This is a genomic window from Kitasatospora acidiphila (assembly GCF_006636205.1).
GTDB classification, from domain to species: Bacteria; Actinomycetota; Actinomycetes; order Streptomycetales; family Streptomycetaceae; genus Kitasatospora; species Kitasatospora acidiphila.
This window is the reverse complement of the sequence record NZ_VIGB01000003.1, coordinates 54,771-74,507: the sequence shown is the minus strand read 5'-3', so window position 1 is coordinate 74,507 and position 19,737 is coordinate 54,771. Positions and strand designations below refer to the sequence as shown.

The following is a 19,737-nucleotide window of genomic DNA, read 5'->3' as shown; positions in this document are numbered from 1 at the left end:
TGGCCACTGCCCGGCCCACCGCCACCCGCCGAGCTCAGCCCGACCCGCCGACCGGCGCCCCGCTCCGCCCGGCCGGGATCCCGTTGGCCAGGTCCTCCGCCAGCAGCCGCTTGGCGATGCTGTCCGCCGCCGCCCGCAGCTCGGCACTGCGAGGGCGGCCGGCGTCCGCCTCCAACTGGGCGTTGAGCCAGTCGGCCCAGGCCCGGTCGAGCACCTCGGCCTCCGTCCGTCCCGCCTCGGTGTGGTCGAGGAAGTCCTGTTGCCGAGTCAGGTACCCCTCGTCGACCATCCGGATGAAGACCGGCTCCAGCACCTCCGGCGGCACCCGCCTGCGCGCGGCGATCAACCCGAGCCGGGCATGCCCCACCACCCGGATGAGCTGCTCGACCTCCATCACCGCCCAGGCCCCCGCGAGGTCCAGCCTGGTCCCCGAGCCGGCGATGACCCTGCGCGCCGTGTCCAGATCCGCCTGGCGGATGATCCGGCAGACGGAGTACTCCAGGTGCTGCATCGCATCGCTGCCGATCGGCTGCGCGAACCCCTCGCCCATGTCGGTCGACCCGGCCCGCGCGCTGTCGCGCAGCTTCACCTGCTTCAGGAAGAGCGCCACCACGAAGCCGAGCCCGGCCACCGGCACGGTCCACAGGAACACCGTGTGCAGGCTGTCGGCGTAGGCCGAGATGATCGGTGCCGCCTCGGCCTTCGGCAGCGCGTGCAGGCCCGCCGGACTGCCCGCCGCCGTGGCCAGGTGGGCGGGTTCGGCGCCGGTCAGCTGCGCGGAACGGCGCACGCCGTCGGCCAGGTTGGTCTTGAGGGTGTTGGCGTAGATGGTCCCGAACACCGCGGTGCCGAAGGAGCTGCCGATGGTGCGGAAGAACGTCACCCCGGAGGTCGCGGTGCCGAGGTCGGCGTAGTCCACGGTGTTCTGCACGGCGATGGTGAGCACCTGCATGCTGAGCCCGATGCCGGTGCCCAGCACGAACATGTAGAGCGAGGCCAACCCGGCGCCCGTGCTTGGCTTCAGCAGCGACAGCAGGTACAGCCCGACGGCCATCACCGCCGTGCCGACGATCGGGAAGAGCCGGTACTGCCCGGTCTTGCTGACCACGTTCCCGCTGAAGACGGAGGCCAGCAGCAGACCGGCCACCATCGGCAGCGTGCGCACCCCGGAGACCGTCGCCGAGTCGCCGTCCACATACTGCAGATAGGTCGGCAGGAAGGTCATCGCGCCGAGCATGGCGAAGCCGACGATGAAGGAGAGCACCGAGCAGACCGCGAACACGGGAGTGCCGAACAGCCGCATCGGCAGCATGGGTTGCTCGGCCCGGGTCTCCGCCCAGCAGAACCCGGCCAGCGCGGCCACGCCCGCCGCGAACAGCCCGGTGATCGCCGGCGAGGTCCAGGCGAACTGGTTGCCGCCCAGGCTGGTGGCCAGGATCAGCGCGCTCGCCCCGACGGTGACCAGCCCGATCCCCAGGTAGTCGATGACCGGCCGCACCGCCGACCGCAGCGCCGGCAGCGTCCGCGCCGCCGAGGCCACCACCACAACGGCGATCGGCACATTGACGTAGAACGCCCAGCGCCAGGAGAGGTGATCGGTGAACAGCCCGCCGAGCAGCGGCCCGATCACCGTGGCCACCCCGAACACCGCGCCGATCGCGCCCTGGTACTTGCCGCGCTCGCGCAGCGGGATCACATCGGCGATCAACGCCATCGACGTGACCATCAGACCGCCGGCCCCCAGGCCCTGCAGCGCTCGCCAGGTGATCAGCAGCGACATGTCGGTCGCCAGCCCGCAGAAGAACGAGCCGGTGATGAAGACGATCGCCGAGACCTGGAACACCAGCTTGCGGCCGTACAGGTCGCCGAACTTGCCGACCAGCACGGTGGCCACGGTCTCGGCCAGCAGATAGGAGGTCACCACCCAGGACATGTGCGCGGCGCCGCCCAGGTCGGCCACGATGGTCGGCAGCGCCGTCCCGACGATGGTCTGGTCGAGTGCGGCCAGCAGCATTCCGAGCACGATGGTGCCGAAGACGATGTTGCGCTGGCGAACGTCGAGAACGGGTGGTGCGGCCTGCGAACCCTGCGGACTCTCGTCGAGCGTCGTCATAGCGGCAAGGCTCGTGCCGACAACGATCTTCCGCGAGCGGAGCGACCGGCCGCTCCGGCTTTATTGCTCCGAACGGGCGATGCACGCTGCGTACACGATTGGCCACCCGAGCGCCGGGTACGGCACCAGGACCGCAGCCCACCCCTCCCGGAGAGGAACGTCCGCACGCCCATGAGCGACCTCCACACGATCCCCGAACGTGCGCGCCTCGCAACCACCGCCCGCGCCTGGGCCCACGCCCTCGCCGAGCATGCCGACCCGCACGAGGACCTGGTGGTCTACGGCGGGCCGGACAGCTACCTGATCGGCGTCGGCAGCAGCGCCCGGCTGGCCCTCGACGGCACCGAGACCGACCCCTGGCCCGCCATCACCGATTTCCTCGAACACGCCGCCGGCGCACCCGTGCTCGGCCACCTCGGCTCCGACCTGCTGCGCAGCCTCGAACCCCGCCTCGCCCGCGCCGACTACCCGGCCAGCTGGCTCAGCCTGCCCCGACTGCTCTTCCAGGTCGACGCGACCGGCCCGACCGTGCTGCGCGGCCGCCCCTCGGACGCCTGGGAGACGCTTCGCCCGCGCCTTGCCCACACCGTCAGATCCGTGCCGCTGACGGACCCGAGCGAGCAGGGGCGCGCCGCCTACGAGGACGCCGTCCGGCGCGCCCTGGAGTGGATCGGCGACAGCACCGACCACCGCTGCACCGTCGCCCGCCGGGTCGAGGTGAGCACCCGGTTCCCGCTCACCCGCCAGCTGCTCACCGGCCCGCCGCCGACGCAGACCAGTCGACTCTTCTACGTCCGCCACGGCGGCTTCGAGATGGCCGGCAACAGCCCCGAACTGCTGGTCCACGGCAACCTCGCCGCCTTCCGCTCCTACAAGCTGGCCGGCACCTACCCCCGCCACCCCGGCACCACCGACCACGACCTCGCCGCCGCCTTCGTCAGCGACGGCAAGATCCTCGCCGAGCACGCCTCGGCACTCAGCGCCTGGCGCCGCTCGCTGCGCCGCCTCGGCGCGGTGGTCGGCGCCGGCACCTCCGTGCTGGACCGGGCTCGGCTGCGGCACCTGATGACCGTCCTCACCGTCCAGTCGGAGCACGCCACCCTCACCGACCTGCTGCGCGCCGCCCTCCCCACCCCCTGCAACCCGCCCGCCGGCCTCTCCCTCCTCGCCGACATCGAACCCTTCCCCCGCGGCGCCTACCACGGCCTCGTCGGCCGCTTCCAACCCGGCCGCCTCTCCCTGTCCCAGACCCTGCGCACTGTGTTCCGCACCGGCGGCGACACCTTCACCTACGTCGGCGCCGCGGTCACCCGCGACTCCACCCCGGCGGGCGAATGGGCGGACACCTGCCACAAGTTGGCGGACATCGAGATCCCAATGGAGAGTTGACGGTCCGTCAGATCCCTTGTGGTCGCAGCACCAGGAGCCCATCCACCGGCGCGGCGGCCATCGCGAACGGATAGCGGTCGGCCTGGAGGCAGAGCGGGACGTCGTCGGGGTGGACCCCGCGGTAGCCGCGACGCAGGCCCTCGGCGAGGCCGGCGGCCGCGGGGGAGCGGGCGGCGCGCCGCAGATAGGGGGCGGGGTCGGCGGCGGGATCGGCGGTCCGGCGGGCGATGTACTCGGCGCAGGCGCGGTCCTCCGGGGCCGTGCCGTCGTCGCCGGTGATCACGAAGGTCACCGGCGACGACGGCCGGCCACGCAGCACGCGGGCCGTCGCGTCGGCGACCGCGAAGCTCGTGCAGAGCACCAGGCCCGCGTCGCGGACGGCCAGCGCGCCGACCGTGCCGGCGGTCGTCTTCTGCACCACGGTGCGCCCGGCCAGCGGTACAGAACGCAGCAGGCCGGGGGAGTTGACCGCGTCGAACCCGGGTGTGGGCGCACCGTCCTTCAGTGCCACCCAGTCGGGGTGACGCTCCCTCAGTGCCAGCGCCTGGTCCAGCGACTCGGCCAGCACGATCCGCTCGGCTCCCCGCGCGAAGGCCTGCGCCGCCACGGTGAAGGCGCGCAGCACGTCGATGACGACGGCGACCGCGGGTGGCTCGGCCGCGTCGGCCACCTCGGCGATGCCGGCGTAGCGGAAGGTCATCTGCTGCCTCACGAAGGCGAGTTGAACAGTCGGTCGAGGTGCTGGTCGATCGCGGCGAGCACATCCTGCGGCTCGATCACATGCAGTTCGAGCAGCGTGGTGAAGCCGGTGAGGGCGAGCAGCAGGTTGGTCTCGACCACCGGGTCGCGGTCCGCGCCGATCTGCCCGTCGGCGATCGCCTGGCGTACCAGCTGCTCCACCACCGAGCGGCCGTGCGAGATCCCCTCGCGGGCCCGCTCGCGGATGTCCGGATTGTGCAGCGCCTCCAGGACGTAGGCGGCGCTCATCCGGCTGGTCGCCCGGGCGCCGGGGTGCAGTGGCAGCAGCTCCACCAGCATCAGGCGCAGCACATCACGCGGGTGCGGCCGGTCACCGAGCCGGGCGAGGCCCTCGCCGACCCGGAGGGTGCTCTGCTCCGCCGAGAAGTCCATGGCGAAGGACAGCATCGCCTCCCGGGAGGCGAAGTAGTGCTGCAACTGCCCCAGTGAGATGCCCGCCTCCTGGGCGACCACGCGCATCGTGAGATGCGGCACGCCGCGCTGCTCCACCACACGCCACAGGGCACGGGCGATGGTCTCCCGGCGTTCCTGGTGATCCACCTGTCTCGGCATCAGGTGCTGCTCCCCGCAAGGCTCTTGTTTTCAATACGGTTGACATAATACACCTGACCCAACAACCTGGATGCTGCCCTGAGGGAGGAAGCGACATGTCCGAACGCGGCACGCCTGGACGTGAGATGCCTGATCGCGGCAAGGCCGTACAGCCGACGGTGCGAACCGCCGAGGGCGTGCTGGCCGGCCGCTGGCGGCAGGGACACGCGGTGTTCCGCGGCATCCCCTACGCCCAGCCGCCGGTCGGCGCGTTCCGCTTCACCGCCCCCGCCCCGCTGCTGCACTGGGACGGGACCAGGCAGGCCGCGGAGTTCGGGCCCAGCGCGCCGCAGTCCGGTCCGGCGGGAACGGACTCGGCGATCGCGGGCCGTGCGGCGGACGGCAATTGGCTGACCCTCAACGTCAGCACACCGGATCCGGGGGCGGCCGGCCTGCCGGTGCTGGTGTGGATCCACGGCGGCGCCTACTTCGGCGGGGCCTCCAGTGACCCGATGTACGACCCGGCGGCGCTGACGGCGGCGGGAGTCGTGGTGGTGAGCATCAACTACCGGGTCAGCGCCGAGGGTTTCGCCCTCCTCGACGGAGCCCCGCCGAACCGCGGCATCCTCGACCAGATCGCGGCCCTGGAGTGGGTGCGGCGCAACATCGCCGCGTTCGGCGGCGACCCGGGCCAGGTCACGTTGGCCGGCCAGTCCGCCGGCGCGGGCTCCATCGCCGCCCTGCTGACCATGACGCGGGCGCGCGGCCTGTTCCGGCGGGCCATCACCCACTCGGTGCCCGCCTACCACGGCACGCCCGCCCTCGCCGCCGAGGTGACCGCCGAACTCGCCGCCCGCCTTTGCACCTTGCCCACCGCCGCGGCCTTCGCCGAGATCGAGCCGCAGCGCCTGGCCGACGCGGTGACCGCGCTCAGCGGCGACTTGCCCGGCTACCGCGAGCGCTGGGGCCGCCTCGCCCAGGCCGGCATCGCCGTCTGCCCGGTCGTCGACGGCTCGGTGCTCCCCGAGACCCCGTGGCCCGCGCTGACCGGCGGGCGCGCCGACGGGATCGAGCTGCTGGTCGGCCACACCCGGGACGAGTTCCGGCTGTTCAGCGTGATGACCGGCCGGCTCGGCAGCTTCACGGACGAGGACTCCCGAACCGCCCTCGACCTGTTCGCCCCGGGCGCCGTCGGCCCGCAGGCCTACCGGGCCTCCTTCCCGGAGGCCACGGCGGAGGAGATGCTGGAGACGGTCTACTCCGACGCCCTGTTCCGGATCCCGTCGCAGCAACTAGCGCACGCCAACGCCGTGGCCGGCGGCACCTCGTACCTGTTCGAGGTGGCGCTGCCCTCCCCGGTGATGGGCGGCATCCTGGGGGCCTGCCACAGCCTCGACGTGCCGCTGGCGTTCGGCACCTTGAGCAGCCCCGTCGGCGCCCAGCTCTTCGGCCCCGAGCCGACCCCGGAGGCCGTCGCGGTCTCCCGGGAACTCCAGCGGGCCTGGATCGACTTCGTGGTCAAGGGCGACCCGGGCTGGGCACCGTACCGGCCCGACCAGCACCTCACGCGAGTGCTGGCCGCCCGGTCGACCACTGCCCCCTACCCGGAGGACGCCTCCCGCCGGATCTGGGAGGGGCACACCCCGGAGCCGTTCGACCTCCCTTGACCGGCTCGCGGGGGCGGCCCTCCCGAATGGCGGCCCGCTCGTCGGAACGGGCCGCCACCCGGCGCGTCAGGCGCCGGCGATCGCCGGGTCGCTGGTGCTCGCCTGGCCGGTCTCGATGTGGCCGGCCAGGCGCCGGCGGTAGCCCGGGTCCCGGTCCGAGGTGACCGTCAGGTCGTACCAGCCGTTGCTGCGGTGCGGGTGGGCCACATGGGTCACCCGGGCGCCCGGGCGCAGCTGGTAGGCGGCCTCGTGCTCGTTGCCGTAGCCGTCCGTGATGGTCAGCCGCACCGGGGTGCTGCCCTCGTTGGTCAGCTCGAGCTGGAGCTGGCCGCTGCTGCCGTGGTGACGAGCCGTGAGCTCGGGGCCGGCCGCGCCAGCGGTGCCCTTGAACTCGCGCAGGAAACCGTTGGGGCCGTACACCGCGAGGGCGTAGCCGCCGGTGGCCAGCTGCCACTCACCGGACAGTGACCGGCCCGCCTCGACGGTGTAGTTCCACGGGCCGCCGGCCTGGGTCGACGAGGTGACCAGGAAGTGCGCGCCGGCCGCGCCGTGGCTGGCGAGGTCGATCCGCAGCCGGCCGTCCGCCCCGGCCCGGCCGTCGGCGGCCAGGTCGTAGGGGAGCGGACGGGCGGTGCGCAGGCCCGGCTCCTGCTTGGGCAGCTCGGGGTCGGCCGGCGGGGTCGGCACATAGCTGGGGTGGCGGTTCTGGTCCGGCGGCAGGTAGCCGTCGGTGTCCGGCAGGTCCGGCACCTCGGCGTCGCCGTGCCTGAAGTCGAAGGCCGCGGTCAGGTCACCGCAGACCGCCCGCCGCCACGGCGAGATGTTGGGCTCGTGCACACCGAAGCGCTGCTCGATGAACTGGATGATCGAGGTGTGGTCGAAGGTCTGCGAGCAGACCGCGCCGCCCTTGCTCCACGGCGAGACCACGAACATCGGCACCCGCTGGCCGAGACCGTACGGGCCCGCCGCCGAGGAGTTGCCCGCCGCCGGGGTGAAGTGCTCAACCGTGGTGTCCACGGTGGAGCCGCCCTCGGCCCCCGAGGCCGCCGGGTAGGGCGGGAGCACGTGGTCGAAGAAGCCGTCGTTCTCGTCGTAGGTGATCAGCAGCGCGGTGCGGCTCCACACCTCGGGGTCGGCGGTCAGCGCGTCCAGCACCTGCGAGATGTACCAGGCGCCGTAGTTGACCGGCCAGTTGGGGTGCTCGGTGAAGGCCTCGGGCGCCACGACCCAGGAGACCTGGGGCAGCTTGCCGCCCAGCACGTCGGCCTTCAGGTGGTCGAAGAAGCCCTCGCCGGCCTTGGCGTTGGTCCCGGTGCGGGCCTTGTCGTAGAGCGGGTCGCCGGGCTTGGCGTTGCGGTACTGGTTGAAGTACAGCAGCGAGTTGTCGCCGTAGTTGCCCCGGTAGGCGTCCTCTATCCAACCCCAGCCGTGGTCGCCGTCCAGGCCGTCGCCGACGTCCTGGTAGATCTTCCAGGAGACACCGGCCTGCTCCAGGCGCTCCGGGTAGGTGGTCCAGGAGTAGCCGGCCTCGGCGTTGCTGATCACCGGGCCGCCGCCCTTGCCGTCGTTGCCGACGTAACCGGTCCACATGTAGTACCGGTTCGGGTCGGTGGGGCCGAGCAGCGAGCAGTGGTAGGCGTCGCAGATGGTGAAGGCGTCGGCCAGCGCGTAGTGGAACGGGATGTCGTCCCGGGTCAGGTAGGCCATGGTGGTGGCCGACTTGGCGGGCACCCACTGGTCGTACTTGCCGTGGTTCAGGGCCTGGTGGGTGCTGTTCCAGTCGTGCGGCAGGTCCTCCAGGAACTGCAGGCCCAGGTTGTCCGCGGTCGGGTGGAACGGCAGCACGTCCTTGGTGCCGTTCGACTGGTACCAGACCGGCTTGCCGTTCGGCAGCGCCACCGGGTGCGGGTCGCCGAAACCGCGAACCCCGCGCAGGGTGCCGAAGTAGTGGTCGAAGGAACGGTTCTCCTGCATCAGCACGACGATGTGCTCGACGTCCTTCAGGCTTCCGGTCCGGCGGTTGGCCGGGATCTCCGCGGCGCGCGCGATGCTGCTCGACAGCGCAGAGAAGGCGGCGGCTCCGCCCGCCAGCTGGATGAATCGACGGCGATTGAGGGTGCTCATGGCAGGCAGGTCTCCTGTGGCTCTCCGGGAGTGTGCGGAGACAGTCTGCTCAGTCCGCCGAGAACGCGATGGCGGAACGAGTGGAAATACCGGGCGAACACTGTGCCAATCTACGGTGCTTCACACCCCGTAGGCGGTCGGCGCGCGGTATGACGCCGCGTCAACCACCGGTTGGGTGACGCGGCGCCGGTGCGAGCACGGGCGGCCCGACGCTCACCCGTGCCCGCTCACCCGTGCACCGGGAGCCCGCCGGTGCATCCACAGGGCGACGGCCGCCACGGCGAGCAGTGACGCCTCGACGGCGAGGCTGGCCAGGCCAAGCGGTTCGGTCCAGTTGCCCCGGTCGTCGCCGTAGTCCGGCAGCCCCGGTCCACGGGAGAGCAGGTAGCCGATCAGCGGACCGGCCGCGATGCCGCCCGCCAGCAGCCAGGGGAGCGCCGACCGGGCGAGCGGGCGCATCGCGTAGGCGATGAGTACCGCCGCGGTCAGCACTCCGCCCGCCTCTACCAGGTAGTAGCCGATCCCGACGTAGCGCGGGCTCTTGCTGCCGGGGAAGCCGCCCTGGTCCTGGACGTGGATCCAGGCCACGACCAGGCACAGCAGGGCGGCGGGCAGGGCGATCAGCGGGTGGGGGCGGGGGAGGGCGAGGGATTGCTCGCGGCGAACGATGAGGACGGAAGGCATGGCAGTGCCTCCTGAGGGGGTGGGGGTACGCGGGGTGCCGGGAGGTGGCAGCTCGTCCAGCGGGCCGGTGGGGCGTCTGCTGAGTCAGTCGTTGCCAGGCGTCTTCTGGATCGTCTGCCATGGGGTACGCGGCGCGGCCCGGACGGGTTCAATGCCGCTCGGGTGTCCTTTCCCCGGGACGCGGCGAGCGCCCCTGGGGCACCGCCGCGGACATGCCGGTGGCCCGGCAGCGCGGGGTGCGCTGCCGGGCCACCGGGGGTGCGTCAGAGGCAGAGCAGGGTGCTCACGGTGCTGGCGCCGCAGTTGATGACGCTCAGGGTGCTGCTCATCTCGTTGGCGTCGGTCTCCTCGGCCGGGGTCTCCAGGGCCTGCAGCTCCAGGATCTCCATGATGGTGTTCCTTTCGGGGGTGGTGGTCCCGGCCGCGGCGGCCGGGGGTCGGTGGGGGCACGTCGGGCGTGCCCGAGGGGAGGGAAGTCAGCGCGGTCGCAGCGGGCCGGTGAGCGGCAGGCCACCAGTGCCGGCGAGAGCGGCACCCAGGGCGAGCAGCACGCCCGCCGAGCCGGTGGCCAGATCCGTCGAGAGCCTCAGCAGCTGTTCTCCCGGAAAAGCCAGTTCGGACCGATAGGGGACCAAGTGCCAGGCCAGCGAACGACGGTGGCTGTCGATCAACCCGTCCAGGGCGAGCTCGGGATGGCAACGGCGCTGCTCCGCGAGGTAGAGGATCAGTCCGGCCCGGCCGTTGAAAAGACTGGGCTGGATGATGAACTCCGGCTCGGCGGAACGCCGGATCGGCCCGGCGGAGGCGGCCAGGGGTGAGCCGGGCCGGTGAGTCAGGAACTCTTCCAGCGCCAGGCCGATTCCGGTGCCGCCCTTCTCCAGATAGGGCAGCACCCGGGCCTTGTCACGCACCTGGAGGGTGCCGTCCGAGACGGTCGCACAGCGCGCGAGGTCGTGGTCGAGGGCGCGCTCCGCGCAGTCCAACAGGTGCTCGTCGCCGGTGCGTTCGAACAGTCGCAGCAGGGCCAGGGCCTGCCCGCTGCCGCCGCGCAGCAGCCCGATCGGGGCGGTCGGACTCGGCTCGCCCTTCTCCTGCCGCTCGGCCAGCAGGCTGCCGGCGGACCTGGCGAGGTCGAGCAGTTCCGGGCGATCGGCGGCGAAGTGCAGCAGGGTCAGCACGGTACCCGCCAGCCCGGCCGCCAGGTCCTCGCCCTGGTCGTCGAGTGGCAGTTCGGCCAGCTGGTCGATGAGCTGCCGGGCGGTGTGCCGTTCGCCCAGCAGGTCCAGAACCACGGCCACACCGTGGCTGCCGGTCCACAGCCCCGGGCGCGGGGTGCGGCGCCGTTCGGCCTCCACCAGCCAGCGCACGTGGTCCGGGTCGACCGGCGCACCGGTGCTGTGCAGCGCGTACAGCACGCCGGCCGCGCCGTACGCCAGCCCGAGGGCGTCCACCGAGAACTGGGCGATGTCACCGGGGAACAGCCGGTCCTCCCGTTCCGGGGTGGCGGCGGCCATGATGCCCCGGGCCAGCGAGTCGCGCAGGGCCGGCCAGTCGGCGGCCGGGGCCGACAGCAGGGCGGTGAGCCTGGCCCGTTCGGCCGCCGAGCCGGCCGGGGTGGTCCCGGCGCTGGAAGGAGGCGCCAGCTCCCGGCGCGCCCGCTCGGCGAACCCGGCCGGCAGGGCGAACCGCTTCGCGGCGGCATCGGCCAGGTCGCCCGCCTTGCCCGGATCGAGGGCCAGCAGCTGCTGAAGCGGCAGGAAGAACCAGAGCCGCAGCGCGGCCAGCGCCCGCAGGTCGACGTCGAAGCCGGTCAGACCGGGCACCGCGAAGCCCGCCGCGCCGAGTGCCGGCTGTATGAACTCGTCGATCGGGCTGGCGAGTTCGAAGTCGATGAAGACGATGTCACCGTTCGGGCGGACCATGATGTTGTGCGGGTGCAGATCGCCGAAGACCACACCGCGCAGGTGCAGGGCGGCGACTGCGGCCTCGATCCGGTCCAGCAGCGCGAGGGCGTCGGCGGCGTACTCGGCCACCTCGGCCTCGCTCGGGTCCGGGTGGATCAGCGGGTAGTGGCGGGTCAGCCAGGCGTTGAGGGTCTCGCCCTCGACGTACTCCTGGGCCAGGAACTCGTGCTCCCAGGCGGTGAATCGGCCCAGCAGCGTCGGCACCTGCGCAACCCCGCCGAGCAGTTCGAGCATCCGGGCTTCGTGCCGCAGTCGGGTCGGTGCATCGGCGCCGCGCTGGTCCAGGCCCGCGTGCGGGCGGCCTTCCTTGAGCACCACCTGCCGGCCGGACTCCGGATCGCGGGCCAGGTAGATACCGCCCGCGTTGGAGAAGTGCAGGGCCCGTTCCACCTGGTAGGGCAGTTTGTCCGTGCCGCCGCCGCGGGCGGCCTTCCGCTCGGCCAGTGCCTCGCGCAGCACCTCGGGGACCGGCGCCCAGTCGGGCACCTCGAAGACGGGTGCCCGGACGTCGGGAACCAGGGTGCCTTCGGGATCGGTGAAGGCGAGTTGGGGGATGCCGTCGGCGTCGCGCAGCCAGCGCTCGATGAACGCGCCGTACCGCACGTACAACGGGCCCCGGCGCCAGCGCAGGTCACTGAGGATGTACGGGCCCGGCTCGCCGTCCAGGGCCGCGCCGAGCTCGGCCAGGCAGCGCGCCAACTGCTCGTCGTCGACGGGGTAGAGGGTGCAGAACTTGCCGCTGGCGGAGCGCGCCGCGTACTTGGCGTTCTGCAACTGGACGACCGGAAGGCCGCGCAGGAACTTGAACGGCAGCCGCTCGCCCAGGCAGTACTCGCGCACCGTCTCCAGCACCTGCCCGGCGTTCTCCAGGGTGGCCGAGACGTGGACCTTCCAGCCCTGCTCGGGAAGGCGCCGGCCGACCGGATGGAGCATGACCCAGATGCCCCGTTCGCCGCGCACCCAGCCGCTCGGCGCCGGTTCGACGCTCGCGGTGAACTCCTCCGCGGCCCCCCAGCGCACCGGGGAGTCGTAGAAGAGCGGGTCGGCGAACGAGTGCACCTCGTACCGGGTGTCCATCCCAGCCCCCACATATCGAGACGGCGGCCCCGCTTGCTGGTGCCCATGGGCGGTCCCAAGCAGGGTTTGGATAAAGGCAAGTGACGAAGCGTCAGAAACCGCTGAAGCCGAGTTCCTCCACCGGGACCGGCTGGCGTCATGGGAGAGCATGCTCTGCCGCGACGGGCCTCGGCCAGCGGATCCTGAGCAATGGCCGAATCTGCTTTCGGTTCGCGGACGGAGAAGCGAGTCACGCGGATCGGTTACCAGGAGTGGTTGCTCGACATCGTGCCGTGTGCGCTCGGGTGGGCTTGATCGACGGGTTCCGCTAGGTCAGGACCGTCGCCGTGGGCCGGCCTCGGCAGCTGTGCCGGGAGCAGCGGTCAGTTTGAAGGATCGTCACACGGATACCGTCGAGACACAGGCGTGCCAGGAGTTTCTCATCCGGCGACTGGGCCGCACTGACCGGATTTCTATCCTCCCGTTGCGGTCCTGTGGCGGTGGTGTGTCCTCCGCAACCGCCCGCCGCTGCATCTGAGCAGCGTGCGCGGCCCCCAGCGCGCAGCGCGCGATGGGGGCGCTCAATAATCCTGAGCGCCCCCATGTCTCGGCCCGGCCGCCCTGCCACGCGCCCGCGTACTCGCTCGCACTCGGACCAGCACGTCGCCGCGTCTGCCCGACCACCGCCACCGCCCCGGACACGATGTGACCATGGGTCGGCAACAGCAACCGAGCGTCAGCCGCGCCGACATCCCGGCCCGGCTGGACCGGTCGCCCTGGTCGCGCTGGCACTGGCGGATCGTCATCGGCCTCGGCACGGTCTGGATCCTCGACGGGCTGGAAGTCACCGTCGTCGGCAACATGCCGGGCGGATGGCGGATGGCGGATGGCGGATGGCGGAGCGCGGCAGCGGCATCACGATCACCACCGCCCAGGTCACCACGGTGGCCGCCGCACTCTACGTGGCCGGCGCCTGCACCGGGGCGCTGTTCTTCGGCTGGCCCACCGAACGGCTGGGGCGCAAGATGCTGTTCATGGTCACCTTGGCCTGCTACCTGGCGGCCACCGCGGTCACCGCACTCTCCTGGACCGCCTGGTTCTTCTTCCTCTGCCGCTTCTTCACCGGCTTCGGCATCGGCGGGGAGTACGCGGCCATCAACTCGGCGATCGACGAACTGATCCCGGCCCGGATCCGAAGCCGGATCGACCTGGTGATCAACGGCGGCTTCTGGGTCGGCGCGGGAATCGGCGCCTTCGCCTCCATCGCCCTGCTCAACACCGCCCTGTTCGCCACCGACCTGGGCTGGCGGCTGGCCTTCGCGATCGGGGCGGTCCTGGGGTTGGTGATCCTGCTGGTGCGCCGGCACGGTCCGGAGAGCCCGCGCTGGCTGGTGCTGCACGGCCGAGCGGCCGAAGCCCGGCAACTGGTGGCCGAGGCCGAGCGAACGGTCGTCGAGCAGACCGGTCGGGCGCTGCCGCCGGCCCACGGCACCCTGGCGATCCGGCCGCGCGGGGCCGTCGGCCTTCGCCACCATCGCGCGCACCGTCATCCGCCGCTATCCCCGGCGCACGGTGCTCGGCCTGGCCCTCTTCATCGGGCAGGCCTTCCTGTACGGCAAGACGCGGACATGGGGCCGGGGAGCGGCCCAGCGCGTCGATCACCCGTCGCCCAGGGTTTCGCCCGGGGCCGGTCCCACGCAAAGAGCCTCTGTTGGCCCGCCTCAGGCGCTCGGTCGTCGGAAATCGGGTGACGGCACTTCCGTGAGGACGCGGCCGGGCCCGTTCCGGAGACGACGACCTCCGGCGCGCCGGTATCGGTATCGGTGTGGCGGGCGCTCGAGTGCCACCGGGCTGAGGAAGGCGGCGGCTTGAAATGCTGCCCAGACAGGCCCGCCGCGGCTACGACGGCAGGATTCGAAACAGTGACAGCCGGCAGCGATGGCGAGACTGCGGGCGGCCGCCACGAGACACCCCAGGAACGGGCGGATCGCCTCTGGAGCGACATGCTCCAAGAGGTACGGGTCGCCCAGACAGGCGCACTGACCGGGAGGGCCCAGCATCGGTGAGGACGTCGGTCTGCCGATCCTGTGGCGGGTCCTGGCTCCTTCGAATTGAACGTCTCGCGACATCCAACCGGCAGGCGACCGGCCAACGCCAACCCGGTGAACCTTCGCGATCAGAGCACCAGTGGAGCCGGTCGCAGGCCCCGCATCGCCATCCGCCGGCCACGGTACGAAGTCACGGGGCGTCGGGAGGCGGCGTCAGTTTGCCACGCGGGCCCGTTCGGTGATGTTGCGGGCCATACCGCCGAACACCACGGCGTGGAACGGCGCGACTGACCACCAGTAGGCGTGTCCGGCGAGACCGTGCGGCTGGAACATCGCCCGCTGCCGGTAGTGCGTACCGCCGGCGCCGTCGGATGCGACCGACAGCTCCAGCCAGGCCAGGCCTGGCAGGCGCATCTCGGCGCGCAGCCGCAGCAGTCGTCCCGGCTCGACCTCCTCGACGCGCCAGAAGTCCAGCGAGTCCCCGACCCGCAGCCGGGCCGGGTCACGGCGGCCCCGACGCAGCCCTACACCTCCGACCATGCGGTCGAGCCAGCCGCGCAATGCCCAGGCGAGTGGGAAGGAGTACCAGCCGTTGTCGCCGCCGATCCCCTCGACCACCTGCCACACGGCGGCCGGTGGCGCGGCCACCCCGCGTTCCCGGACGTCCTGGTAGAGGCTGCCGCCGGCCCAGTGGGGGTCGGTGGGCAGCGGGTCGCTCGGTGCGCCGGGCAGTGAGGCGCAGGACCATCGGGTGGCGACGTCGGCGTCCTTGATCCGGCGCAGAGCGAGTGCGACGGCCTGGTCGAATCCGATCAGGCCACCCTCCGGGTCGGGCAGCCAGCGGGCGATGTCGTGCTCACCGCAGACGACTTCGTACCGCAGTGACTCGACCAGTGGCCGGGCGATCGCGTTGGGTACCGGGGTCACCAAGCCGACCCAGTGGCTGGAGAGCCTGGGAGTGAGCACTGGTACGGGGACGATGACCCGCCGGGGGAGCTCGGCGATCCGGGCGTAGCGCTCCATCATCCGCCGGTAGGTGAGGACCTCGGGACCGCCGATGTCGAAGCCCCGGTTGACGTCGGGTGGCAGGTGGGCGGCGCCGACCAGGTAGCGCAGCACGTCGCGGACGGCGATCGGCTGGATTCGGGTGGAGACCCAGCGCGGGGTGACCATCGCTGGGAGGCGCTCGGTGAGGTGGCGGAGCATCTCGAAGGACGCGCTACCCGAGCCGATGATCACGGCGGCGCGCAGTTCCGCCGTGGGGACGCCGCTGTCGCGCAGCAACCGCCCGACCTCGGAGCGGGAGCGCAGGTGCGGAGAGAGCTCGCGTTCGGGCACACCGGCCGGAGTCAGGCCGCCCAGGTAGACGATTCGGGTGACGCCTGCGGCCGCGGCCGCCGCGCTGAAGGCCCGGGCAGCCTCCCGGTCGGTGGCCTCGAAGGTCGGTCCGCTGCTGAGCGAGTGGACGAGATAGTAGGCGACGTCGATGCCGTCGAAGGCCTCGGTGAGGGTGTCGGGTCGGGTGACGTCGCCGGTGGCGGTGTCCACCCGGGGCCGCCAGGGCTGGTCGCGCAGTCGCTGGGGCGCGCGCACCAGGCAGCGTACGGTGTGGCCCTGCGCGAGCAGTTCGGGGACGAGGCGGCCGCCGATGTAGCCGGTGGCGCCGGTCACCAGGCAGCGCAGCGAGGTGGGTGGCTGCTCGTTCATACCAGTTCCTCCGCCCGGTGGCCGGGGCCGCCGGGTCCTGCTCGGGGTTCCCGGGCGCTGGGTCGCTCGTACCAAGGATCTCGCGTGGCGTTCCACTGGCCGCGGCGCCCGAGCCGTGATGACCGGACGGTCAGGGATGCCGGTAGCTGTTGGTCCCGTCGTGACGGTCAGCCTTCCTGATCGTCGAACCAGGAGCCGCCTTCGGCAAGGTGATGGAAGCGAACGCGCGCCGCGGTCGGCATCGCTACGGTCACCGACCGCATGACGTCCTCGCGGGGGCCAAGGTCTGGACGCCGGGCCGTCCAGACCTTGAAGTCACCGACGGCGCTCACCTGCCCGTGCGGATAGTCGGGGGCAAAGGGAGGTCAATTACGTTGGTGTGCCAGGGGCATGGAGGCAGCCAGCGGTGTCCTCGCCTGCAGTGGGTTCGCCTTAGGAGCGCGGTCCCGAAAGGTGGCTGCACCGCTCGGCCGGCACCGAGAAGCCGTCTGCGGTGCGGGCGACCACCGCCGCCATCTCGTTGGTCGTCCGACAGCTGAGGGTGCCTGGCCGCAGACCGCGCCATCGGACTTCCGGTGGCAGCTCTGTGGGACAACGCGACCAGCCGGGGGCCAGCCGGTTTCACTGCCGTGAACCGGGCAGACGCGCGGCGAGGAGGTATGACGATGGTTCCCCTACTGGCGCTGCTGCTGGCGCTCATCCGGGCATCGCGGCGGGTAGCGCGTGCACTCCGGCGCCGGCGGCGGCACGTCTAGCTCTACAAAGAGGCCGAGGACCCGGCTTCGAGGCCGGTCGAAGACAAACAAGAGTCAGCCGGCGAGCGCTCCCGGCCGCAAGCCGAGCTGACGAGAGGTCAGTAGGACAGAGCATGAGTACCGTGACCGAGTCGATCGAGGTCGACGCACCGTTGACCACCTGCTACAACCAGTGGACCCAGTTCGAGACCTTTCCGGAGTTCATGGACGGTGTGGAAGAGGTCACCCAGCTGGACGATCGGCACAACCACTGGCGGACCAAGATCGCCGGTGGGGAGCGGGAGTTCGATACCGGGATCGTGGACCAGCGAGCGGATGACCGGATCGTCTGGCGGACTGTGGCCGGCGAGGCCGAGCAGCGGGGGATGGTCTCCTTCCAATCCTTGGACGCGACCCACACCAAGGTCTCGCTTGCGATGGAGTTCGACCCGCAGGGAATGGGTGAGCGGACCGCCGACGCGCTCGGGATGGTGGACCGCAGGGTCAAGGGGGACCTGGGCCGGTTCAAGGAGCTCATCGAGCACCGCGGCAGTGCCACTGGTGGATGGCGCGGCCGGATCACCCCGGGCTGAATCCGGACCGGGTGCGGCGGCTCGGCCGAGCGGTGTCCGGCCGCGCGCGGCCGCCGCTGCGGCCTTGGTGGACTGGTGCCGTCCAAGGATCCCGCTCGCCCGGCGACCTGCCCCCGTACGAGGGCTGTGCAAGCCCCCGCGGCGCTCCAATCGGCCTGAGTCGGTGTCGCATCGGGAAGACCAGGGCAGGCGCATCATGCCGGGCCGTGGCCGGCCCCGACTGAGGAAGGGCGATGAATCCACTGGAACGTACGGTGTGTGCACTGGACCGGGCGCAGCAGCGGCACCCGGCGCCGGCGGTCGTTTTCGGCGTCGTCAAGAAGTATGGAGACGACCGGGGCGGCTACCTGGCCGCTCTGATCACCTACTACGGCTTCCTCTCCCTGTTGCCGCTGATGCTGCTGCTCAGCACGGCTCTGGGCTTCGTCCTGAACGCTCACCCAGGTGCGCAGCAGGCGGTGGTCAACTCCGCGCTCGCCGACTTCCCGATTATCGGCTCGCAGTTGCGGGAGAACGTGCACTCCGTCCAGGGCAACGGATTGGCGCTGGCCGTGGGCGTGCTCGGTCTGCTCTACGGCTCCCTCGGGGTGGCTCAGGCCCTCCAGCACGCGATGGCGCAGATCTGGAACGTCCCCGGTTCGCGCCGGCCCGGGTATCTCCCGCGGCTGGCCCGGAGCTTGCTGCTCTTCGTGACCCTCGGCAGCGGCCTGCTGGCCAGCACCGCGGCCGCGGCCTTGATCGCCACGGCAGTGGGAGGAGTCCCGGCGCGCATCGGCGCCCTTGTGTTGTCGGTTCTGCTCAACGTCGCTCTCTTCCTGGCCTGCTTCCGCATTCTCACGCCGAAGGACATCGGGCTGCGTGCCCTCCTGCCAGGATGCCTGCTGGCCGGCCCCCTGTGGACGGCTCTCCAGGCTTTCGGCGGCCTGCTCGTCACCCATCAACTGCGCCACGCCACTCAGATCTACGGATTCTTCGCGACCGTGATCGGGCTCCTGGCCTGGCTGTACCTGGGCGCCCAACTCACCGTGTACGCGGCCGAGGTCAACGTCGTGCTTGCACGCAGGCTCTGGCCGCGCAGCATGGTGCAGCCGCCCCTCACCGTCAAGGACGAGCAAGTGCTCGCTGCCATCGCCCGCCAGGAGGAGAGGAGCCCCGAGCAGCATGTCGATGTTGACTTCCAGCCGGGACGGCAGCCAGAGGGCACAGATCCCACCAGTCCGGCATCTCCGGCCGAGGACAAGATCGAGGGCGAGGGGCCCGACGACTCGCGCGAGTCTCCGCCCACGAGAGAGGGAGAGACGGCCCGGAATGACCAGGGCCCGCCTCTATCGCCTCTCGTCCCACGAGGTCTTGTCGTCGGCTAATGGAGCACGAGCTTTCGCCGGTTGGCGCGGCGGCGAAGCCGGGGCAGTCGTCGGACCGCGGCAGCGGGAGCGTGCCGCTGCCGCTCGTAGAGCACACCGTAGGCGAAAGCATTCCGGTCGGCGGCGGTGCCTTCGCTGCTGAGGGTGGTCAAGACCTGCCGTGTCACCACACTGTCCTGATGGCTACCCAGCACCTTGTGGCGTTTCTTCACCCGGGCGCCGAATTTCGCCAGGCGCTTCGCAGCTCGCCGCGTTGTCGTCGGCTGGGTGCTCTCAGCCGTGTACCGGGCGCGCTTTGCCGGTAACTGTGGGCGTAGCGCTCGGTGATCAGGCCTCGCAGAGCGCCCTGGAGCATCAGGGTGGGCACCGCGTCCAGCCCGTCCACCAACTGGTCGCCGAGTACCTCCTGGTCGCGGACCTCGCCCAGTAGCCGCCCGAGCCAGCGCAGTTGCGCGTCCATCGGATCGGCTCGACGACGGTCGAAGAGCCGCCGGTGGGCCTTCAACAGACTCCGCAGACGCCGCGCGCTGACCCCCCAGCCGGTGCACTGAGTCCACCTCCCCACGGCGCACGGCCGCATCCGGCGAGAGGAGCCTGCCGAGCTGTACGCGGAAGCCGTCGACGACGACGGCGTCGGCTGAGCCGGTTCCGCCAGCGGACGTTGCGGGCACGGGCGCGGGCGCACGGGACCGGCCGAGTGCGTGGGCGAGCTCGACGGCCAGGGGGAGCAGACCAGCCCGGCCGCGGCGAACGCGGTGTCGATCCGGTCCAGCAGCACTAGCGTGCCATGCTCCAGCTCGACCTCGAACTCGGTCCACCCGGTGGCTTCCGTCGTGATGCCGCCTGCGGACGGTGCAGTCGTCGCCCACCGGTCCGCCGGGGCGCCGACTGCGTTCGAGTCGAGCATCTCACCCGAACAGTCGAGCTGAGCTTCCCGGTAACCGCGCCGAAAGGGCGCTCCGTGGTGGCATGGCCGTTAAGGAGCCGGGTCTGGTGCGCTGAGC

14 protein-coding genes and 2 pseudogenes are annotated in these 19,737 nt (G+C 71.6%); 6 read left to right on the top strand and 10 right to left on the bottom strand.

Annotated features, from left to right (window positions below):
• Positions 1–34 precede the first annotated feature (34 nt).
• Positions 35–2,113, bottom strand: coding sequence for an MDR family MFS transporter (locus E6W39_RS01580; RefSeq protein ID WP_141631898.1), 2,079 nt, complete (start codon positions 2,111–2,113; stop codon positions 35–37).
• Positions 2,114–2,284: 171 nt separating this feature from the next.
• Here E6W39_RS01580 and E6W39_RS01575 point away from each other — a divergent pair, with 171 nt between their 5' ends.
• Positions 2,285–3,502 (top strand): chorismate-binding protein, encoded by a 1,218-nt coding sequence (locus tag E6W39_RS01575; protein ID WP_141631897.1) that lies wholly within the window; start codon positions 2,285–2,287, stop codon positions 3,500–3,502.
• Between the two features lie 7 nt (positions 3,503–3,509).
• Here the strand turns inward: E6W39_RS01575 and E6W39_RS01570 are convergent, their stop codons facing one another.
• Together E6W39_RS01570 and E6W39_RS01565 are read right to left on the bottom strand one after the other, a co-directional pair.
• A complete protein-coding gene (locus E6W39_RS01570; protein ID WP_141637471.1) occupies positions 3,510–4,202 on the bottom strand; it encodes a 2-phosphosulfolactate phosphatase in 693 nt (230 codons plus the stop codon).
• A gap of 8 nt (positions 4,203–4,210) precedes the next feature.
• Positions 4,211–4,813, bottom strand: a complete 603-nt coding sequence (locus E6W39_RS01565; protein ID WP_141631896.1) for a TetR/AcrR family transcriptional regulator — start codon at positions 4,811–4,813, stop codon at positions 4,211–4,213.
• A gap of 95 nt (positions 4,814–4,908) precedes the next feature.
• On the opposite strand from E6W39_RS01565, the gene E6W39_RS01560 reads away from it, so the two are divergent.
• Entirely contained in the window at positions 4,909–6,459 is a 1,551-nt protein-coding gene (locus E6W39_RS01560; protein WP_228717901.1) for a carboxylesterase/lipase family protein, read from the top strand.
• Between the two features lie 66 nt (positions 6,460–6,525).
• Here the strand turns inward: E6W39_RS01560 and E6W39_RS01555 are convergent, their stop codons facing one another.
• The 4 genes from E6W39_RS01555 to lanKC all read right to left on the bottom strand — a co-directional run bounded on the left by E6W39_RS01555 (position 6,526) and on the right by lanKC (position 12,308).
• On the bottom strand, positions 6,526–8,583 hold the full coding sequence (locus tag E6W39_RS01555; RefSeq protein WP_141631895.1) for a phosphocholine-specific phospholipase C: 2,058 nt from the start codon (positions 8,581–8,583) through the stop codon (positions 6,526–6,528).
• A 213-nt stretch (positions 8,584–8,796) separates the two neighbouring features.
• A complete protein-coding gene (locus tag E6W39_RS01550; RefSeq protein ID WP_228717900.1) occupies positions 8,797–9,267 on the bottom strand; it encodes a hypothetical protein in 471 nt (156 codons plus the stop codon).
• A gap of 263 nt (positions 9,268–9,530) precedes the next feature.
• Complete coding sequence (locus E6W39_RS01545) at positions 9,531–9,656, bottom strand: SapB/AmfS family lanthipeptide (RefSeq protein ID WP_141631894.1); 126 nt, start codon at positions 9,654–9,656, stop codon at positions 9,531–9,533.
• A gap of 87 nt (positions 9,657–9,743) precedes the next feature.
• The gene (lanKC, locus tag E6W39_RS01540; protein ID WP_141631893.1) at positions 9,744–12,308 is read right to left on the bottom strand and encodes a class III lanthionine synthetase LanKC; all 2,565 of its coding nucleotides are present in this window, start codon (positions 12,306–12,308) and stop codon (positions 9,744–9,746) included.
• A gap of 690 nt (positions 12,309–12,998) precedes the next feature.
• Between lanKC and E6W39_RS01535 the strand changes: the two are divergent.
• Together E6W39_RS01535 and E6W39_RS40240 are read left to right on the top strand one after the other, a co-directional pair.
• Positions 12,999–13,931 (top strand): annotated as a pseudogene (locus E6W39_RS01535) (MFS transporter); the annotation flags it as partial.
• 278 nt (positions 13,932–14,209) lie between these two features.
• Positions 14,210–14,323 (top strand): annotated as a pseudogene (locus E6W39_RS40240) (DUF6328 family protein); the annotation flags it as partial.
• 225 nt (positions 14,324–14,548) lie between these two features.
• Here E6W39_RS40240 and E6W39_RS01530 read toward each other — a convergent pair.
• Entirely contained in the window at positions 14,549–16,042 is a 1,494-nt protein-coding gene (locus E6W39_RS01530; protein ID WP_141631892.1) for an SDR family oxidoreductase, read from the bottom strand.
• Between the two features lie 167 nt (positions 16,043–16,209).
• Positions 16,210–16,374, bottom strand: coding sequence for a hypothetical protein (locus E6W39_RS38980; protein WP_181799037.1), 165 nt, complete (start codon positions 16,372–16,374; stop codon positions 16,210–16,212).
• A gap of 536 nt (positions 16,375–16,910) precedes the next feature.
• Here E6W39_RS38980 and E6W39_RS01525 point away from each other — a divergent pair.
• Entirely contained in the window at positions 16,911–17,369 is a 459-nt protein-coding gene (locus E6W39_RS01525; protein ID WP_141631891.1) for an SRPBCC family protein, read from the top strand.
• Positions 17,370–17,602: 233 nt separating this feature from the next.
• On the top strand, positions 17,603–18,733 hold the full coding sequence (locus E6W39_RS01520) for a YihY/virulence factor BrkB family protein (protein WP_141631890.1): 1,131 nt from the start codon (positions 17,603–17,605) through the stop codon (positions 18,731–18,733).
• A gap of 208 nt (positions 18,734–18,941) precedes the next feature.
• On the opposite strand, the gene E6W39_RS38975 is transcribed toward E6W39_RS01520, so the two are convergent.
• Positions 18,942–19,313: a CHAD domain-containing protein gene (locus tag E6W39_RS38975; protein ID WP_228718597.1), complete on the bottom strand. Its 372-nt coding sequence runs from the start codon at positions 19,311–19,313 to the stop codon at positions 18,942–18,944.
• Positions 19,314–19,737 lie beyond the last annotated feature (424 nt).

Bases quoted from the DNA above. Each gene is read 5' to 3' on its own strand.
- E6W39_RS01580 (WP_141631898.1), bottom strand. From the start codon at position 2,113: ATGACGACGCTCGACGAGAGTCCGCAGGGTTCGCAGGCCGCACCACCC.
- E6W39_RS01575 (WP_141631897.1), top strand. From the start codon at position 2,285: ATGAGCGACCTCCACACGATCCCCGAACGTGCGCGCCTCGCAACCACC.
- E6W39_RS01570 (WP_141637471.1), bottom strand. From the start codon at position 4,202: ATGACCTTCCGCTACGCCGGCATCGCCGAGGTGGCCGACGCGGCCGAG.
- E6W39_RS01565 (WP_141631896.1), bottom strand. From the start codon at position 4,813: ATGCCGAGACAGGTGGATCACCAGGAACGCCGGGAGACCATCGCCCGT.
- E6W39_RS01560 (WP_228717901.1), top strand. From the start codon at position 4,909: ATGTCCGAACGCGGCACGCCTGGACGTGAGATGCCTGATCGCGGCAAG.
- E6W39_RS01555 (WP_141631895.1), bottom strand. From the start codon at position 8,583: ATGAGCACCCTCAATCGCCGTCGATTCATCCAGCTGGCGGGCGGAGCC.
- E6W39_RS01550 (WP_228717900.1), bottom strand. From the start codon at position 9,267: ATGCCTTCCGTCCTCATCGTTCGCCGCGAGCAATCCCTCGCCCTCCCC.
- E6W39_RS01545 (WP_141631894.1), bottom strand. From the start codon at position 9,656: ATGGAGATCCTGGAGCTGCAGGCCCTGGAGACCCCGGCCGAGGAGACC.
- lanKC (WP_141631893.1), bottom strand. From the start codon at position 12,308: ATGGACACCCGGTACGAGGTGCACTCGTTCGCCGACCCGCTCTTCTAC.
- E6W39_RS01530 (WP_141631892.1), bottom strand. From the start codon at position 16,042: ATGAACGAGCAGCCACCCACCTCGCTGCGCTGCCTGGTGACCGGCGCC.
- E6W39_RS01525 (WP_141631891.1), top strand. From the start codon at position 16,911: ATGAGTACCGTGACCGAGTCGATCGAGGTCGACGCACCGTTGACCACC.
- E6W39_RS01520 (WP_141631890.1), top strand. From the start codon at position 17,603: ATGAATCCACTGGAACGTACGGTGTGTGCACTGGACCGGGCGCAGCAG.
- E6W39_RS38975 (WP_228718597.1), bottom strand. From the start codon at position 19,313: ATGCGGCCGTGCGCCGTGGGGAGGTGGACTCAGTGCACCGGCTGGGGG.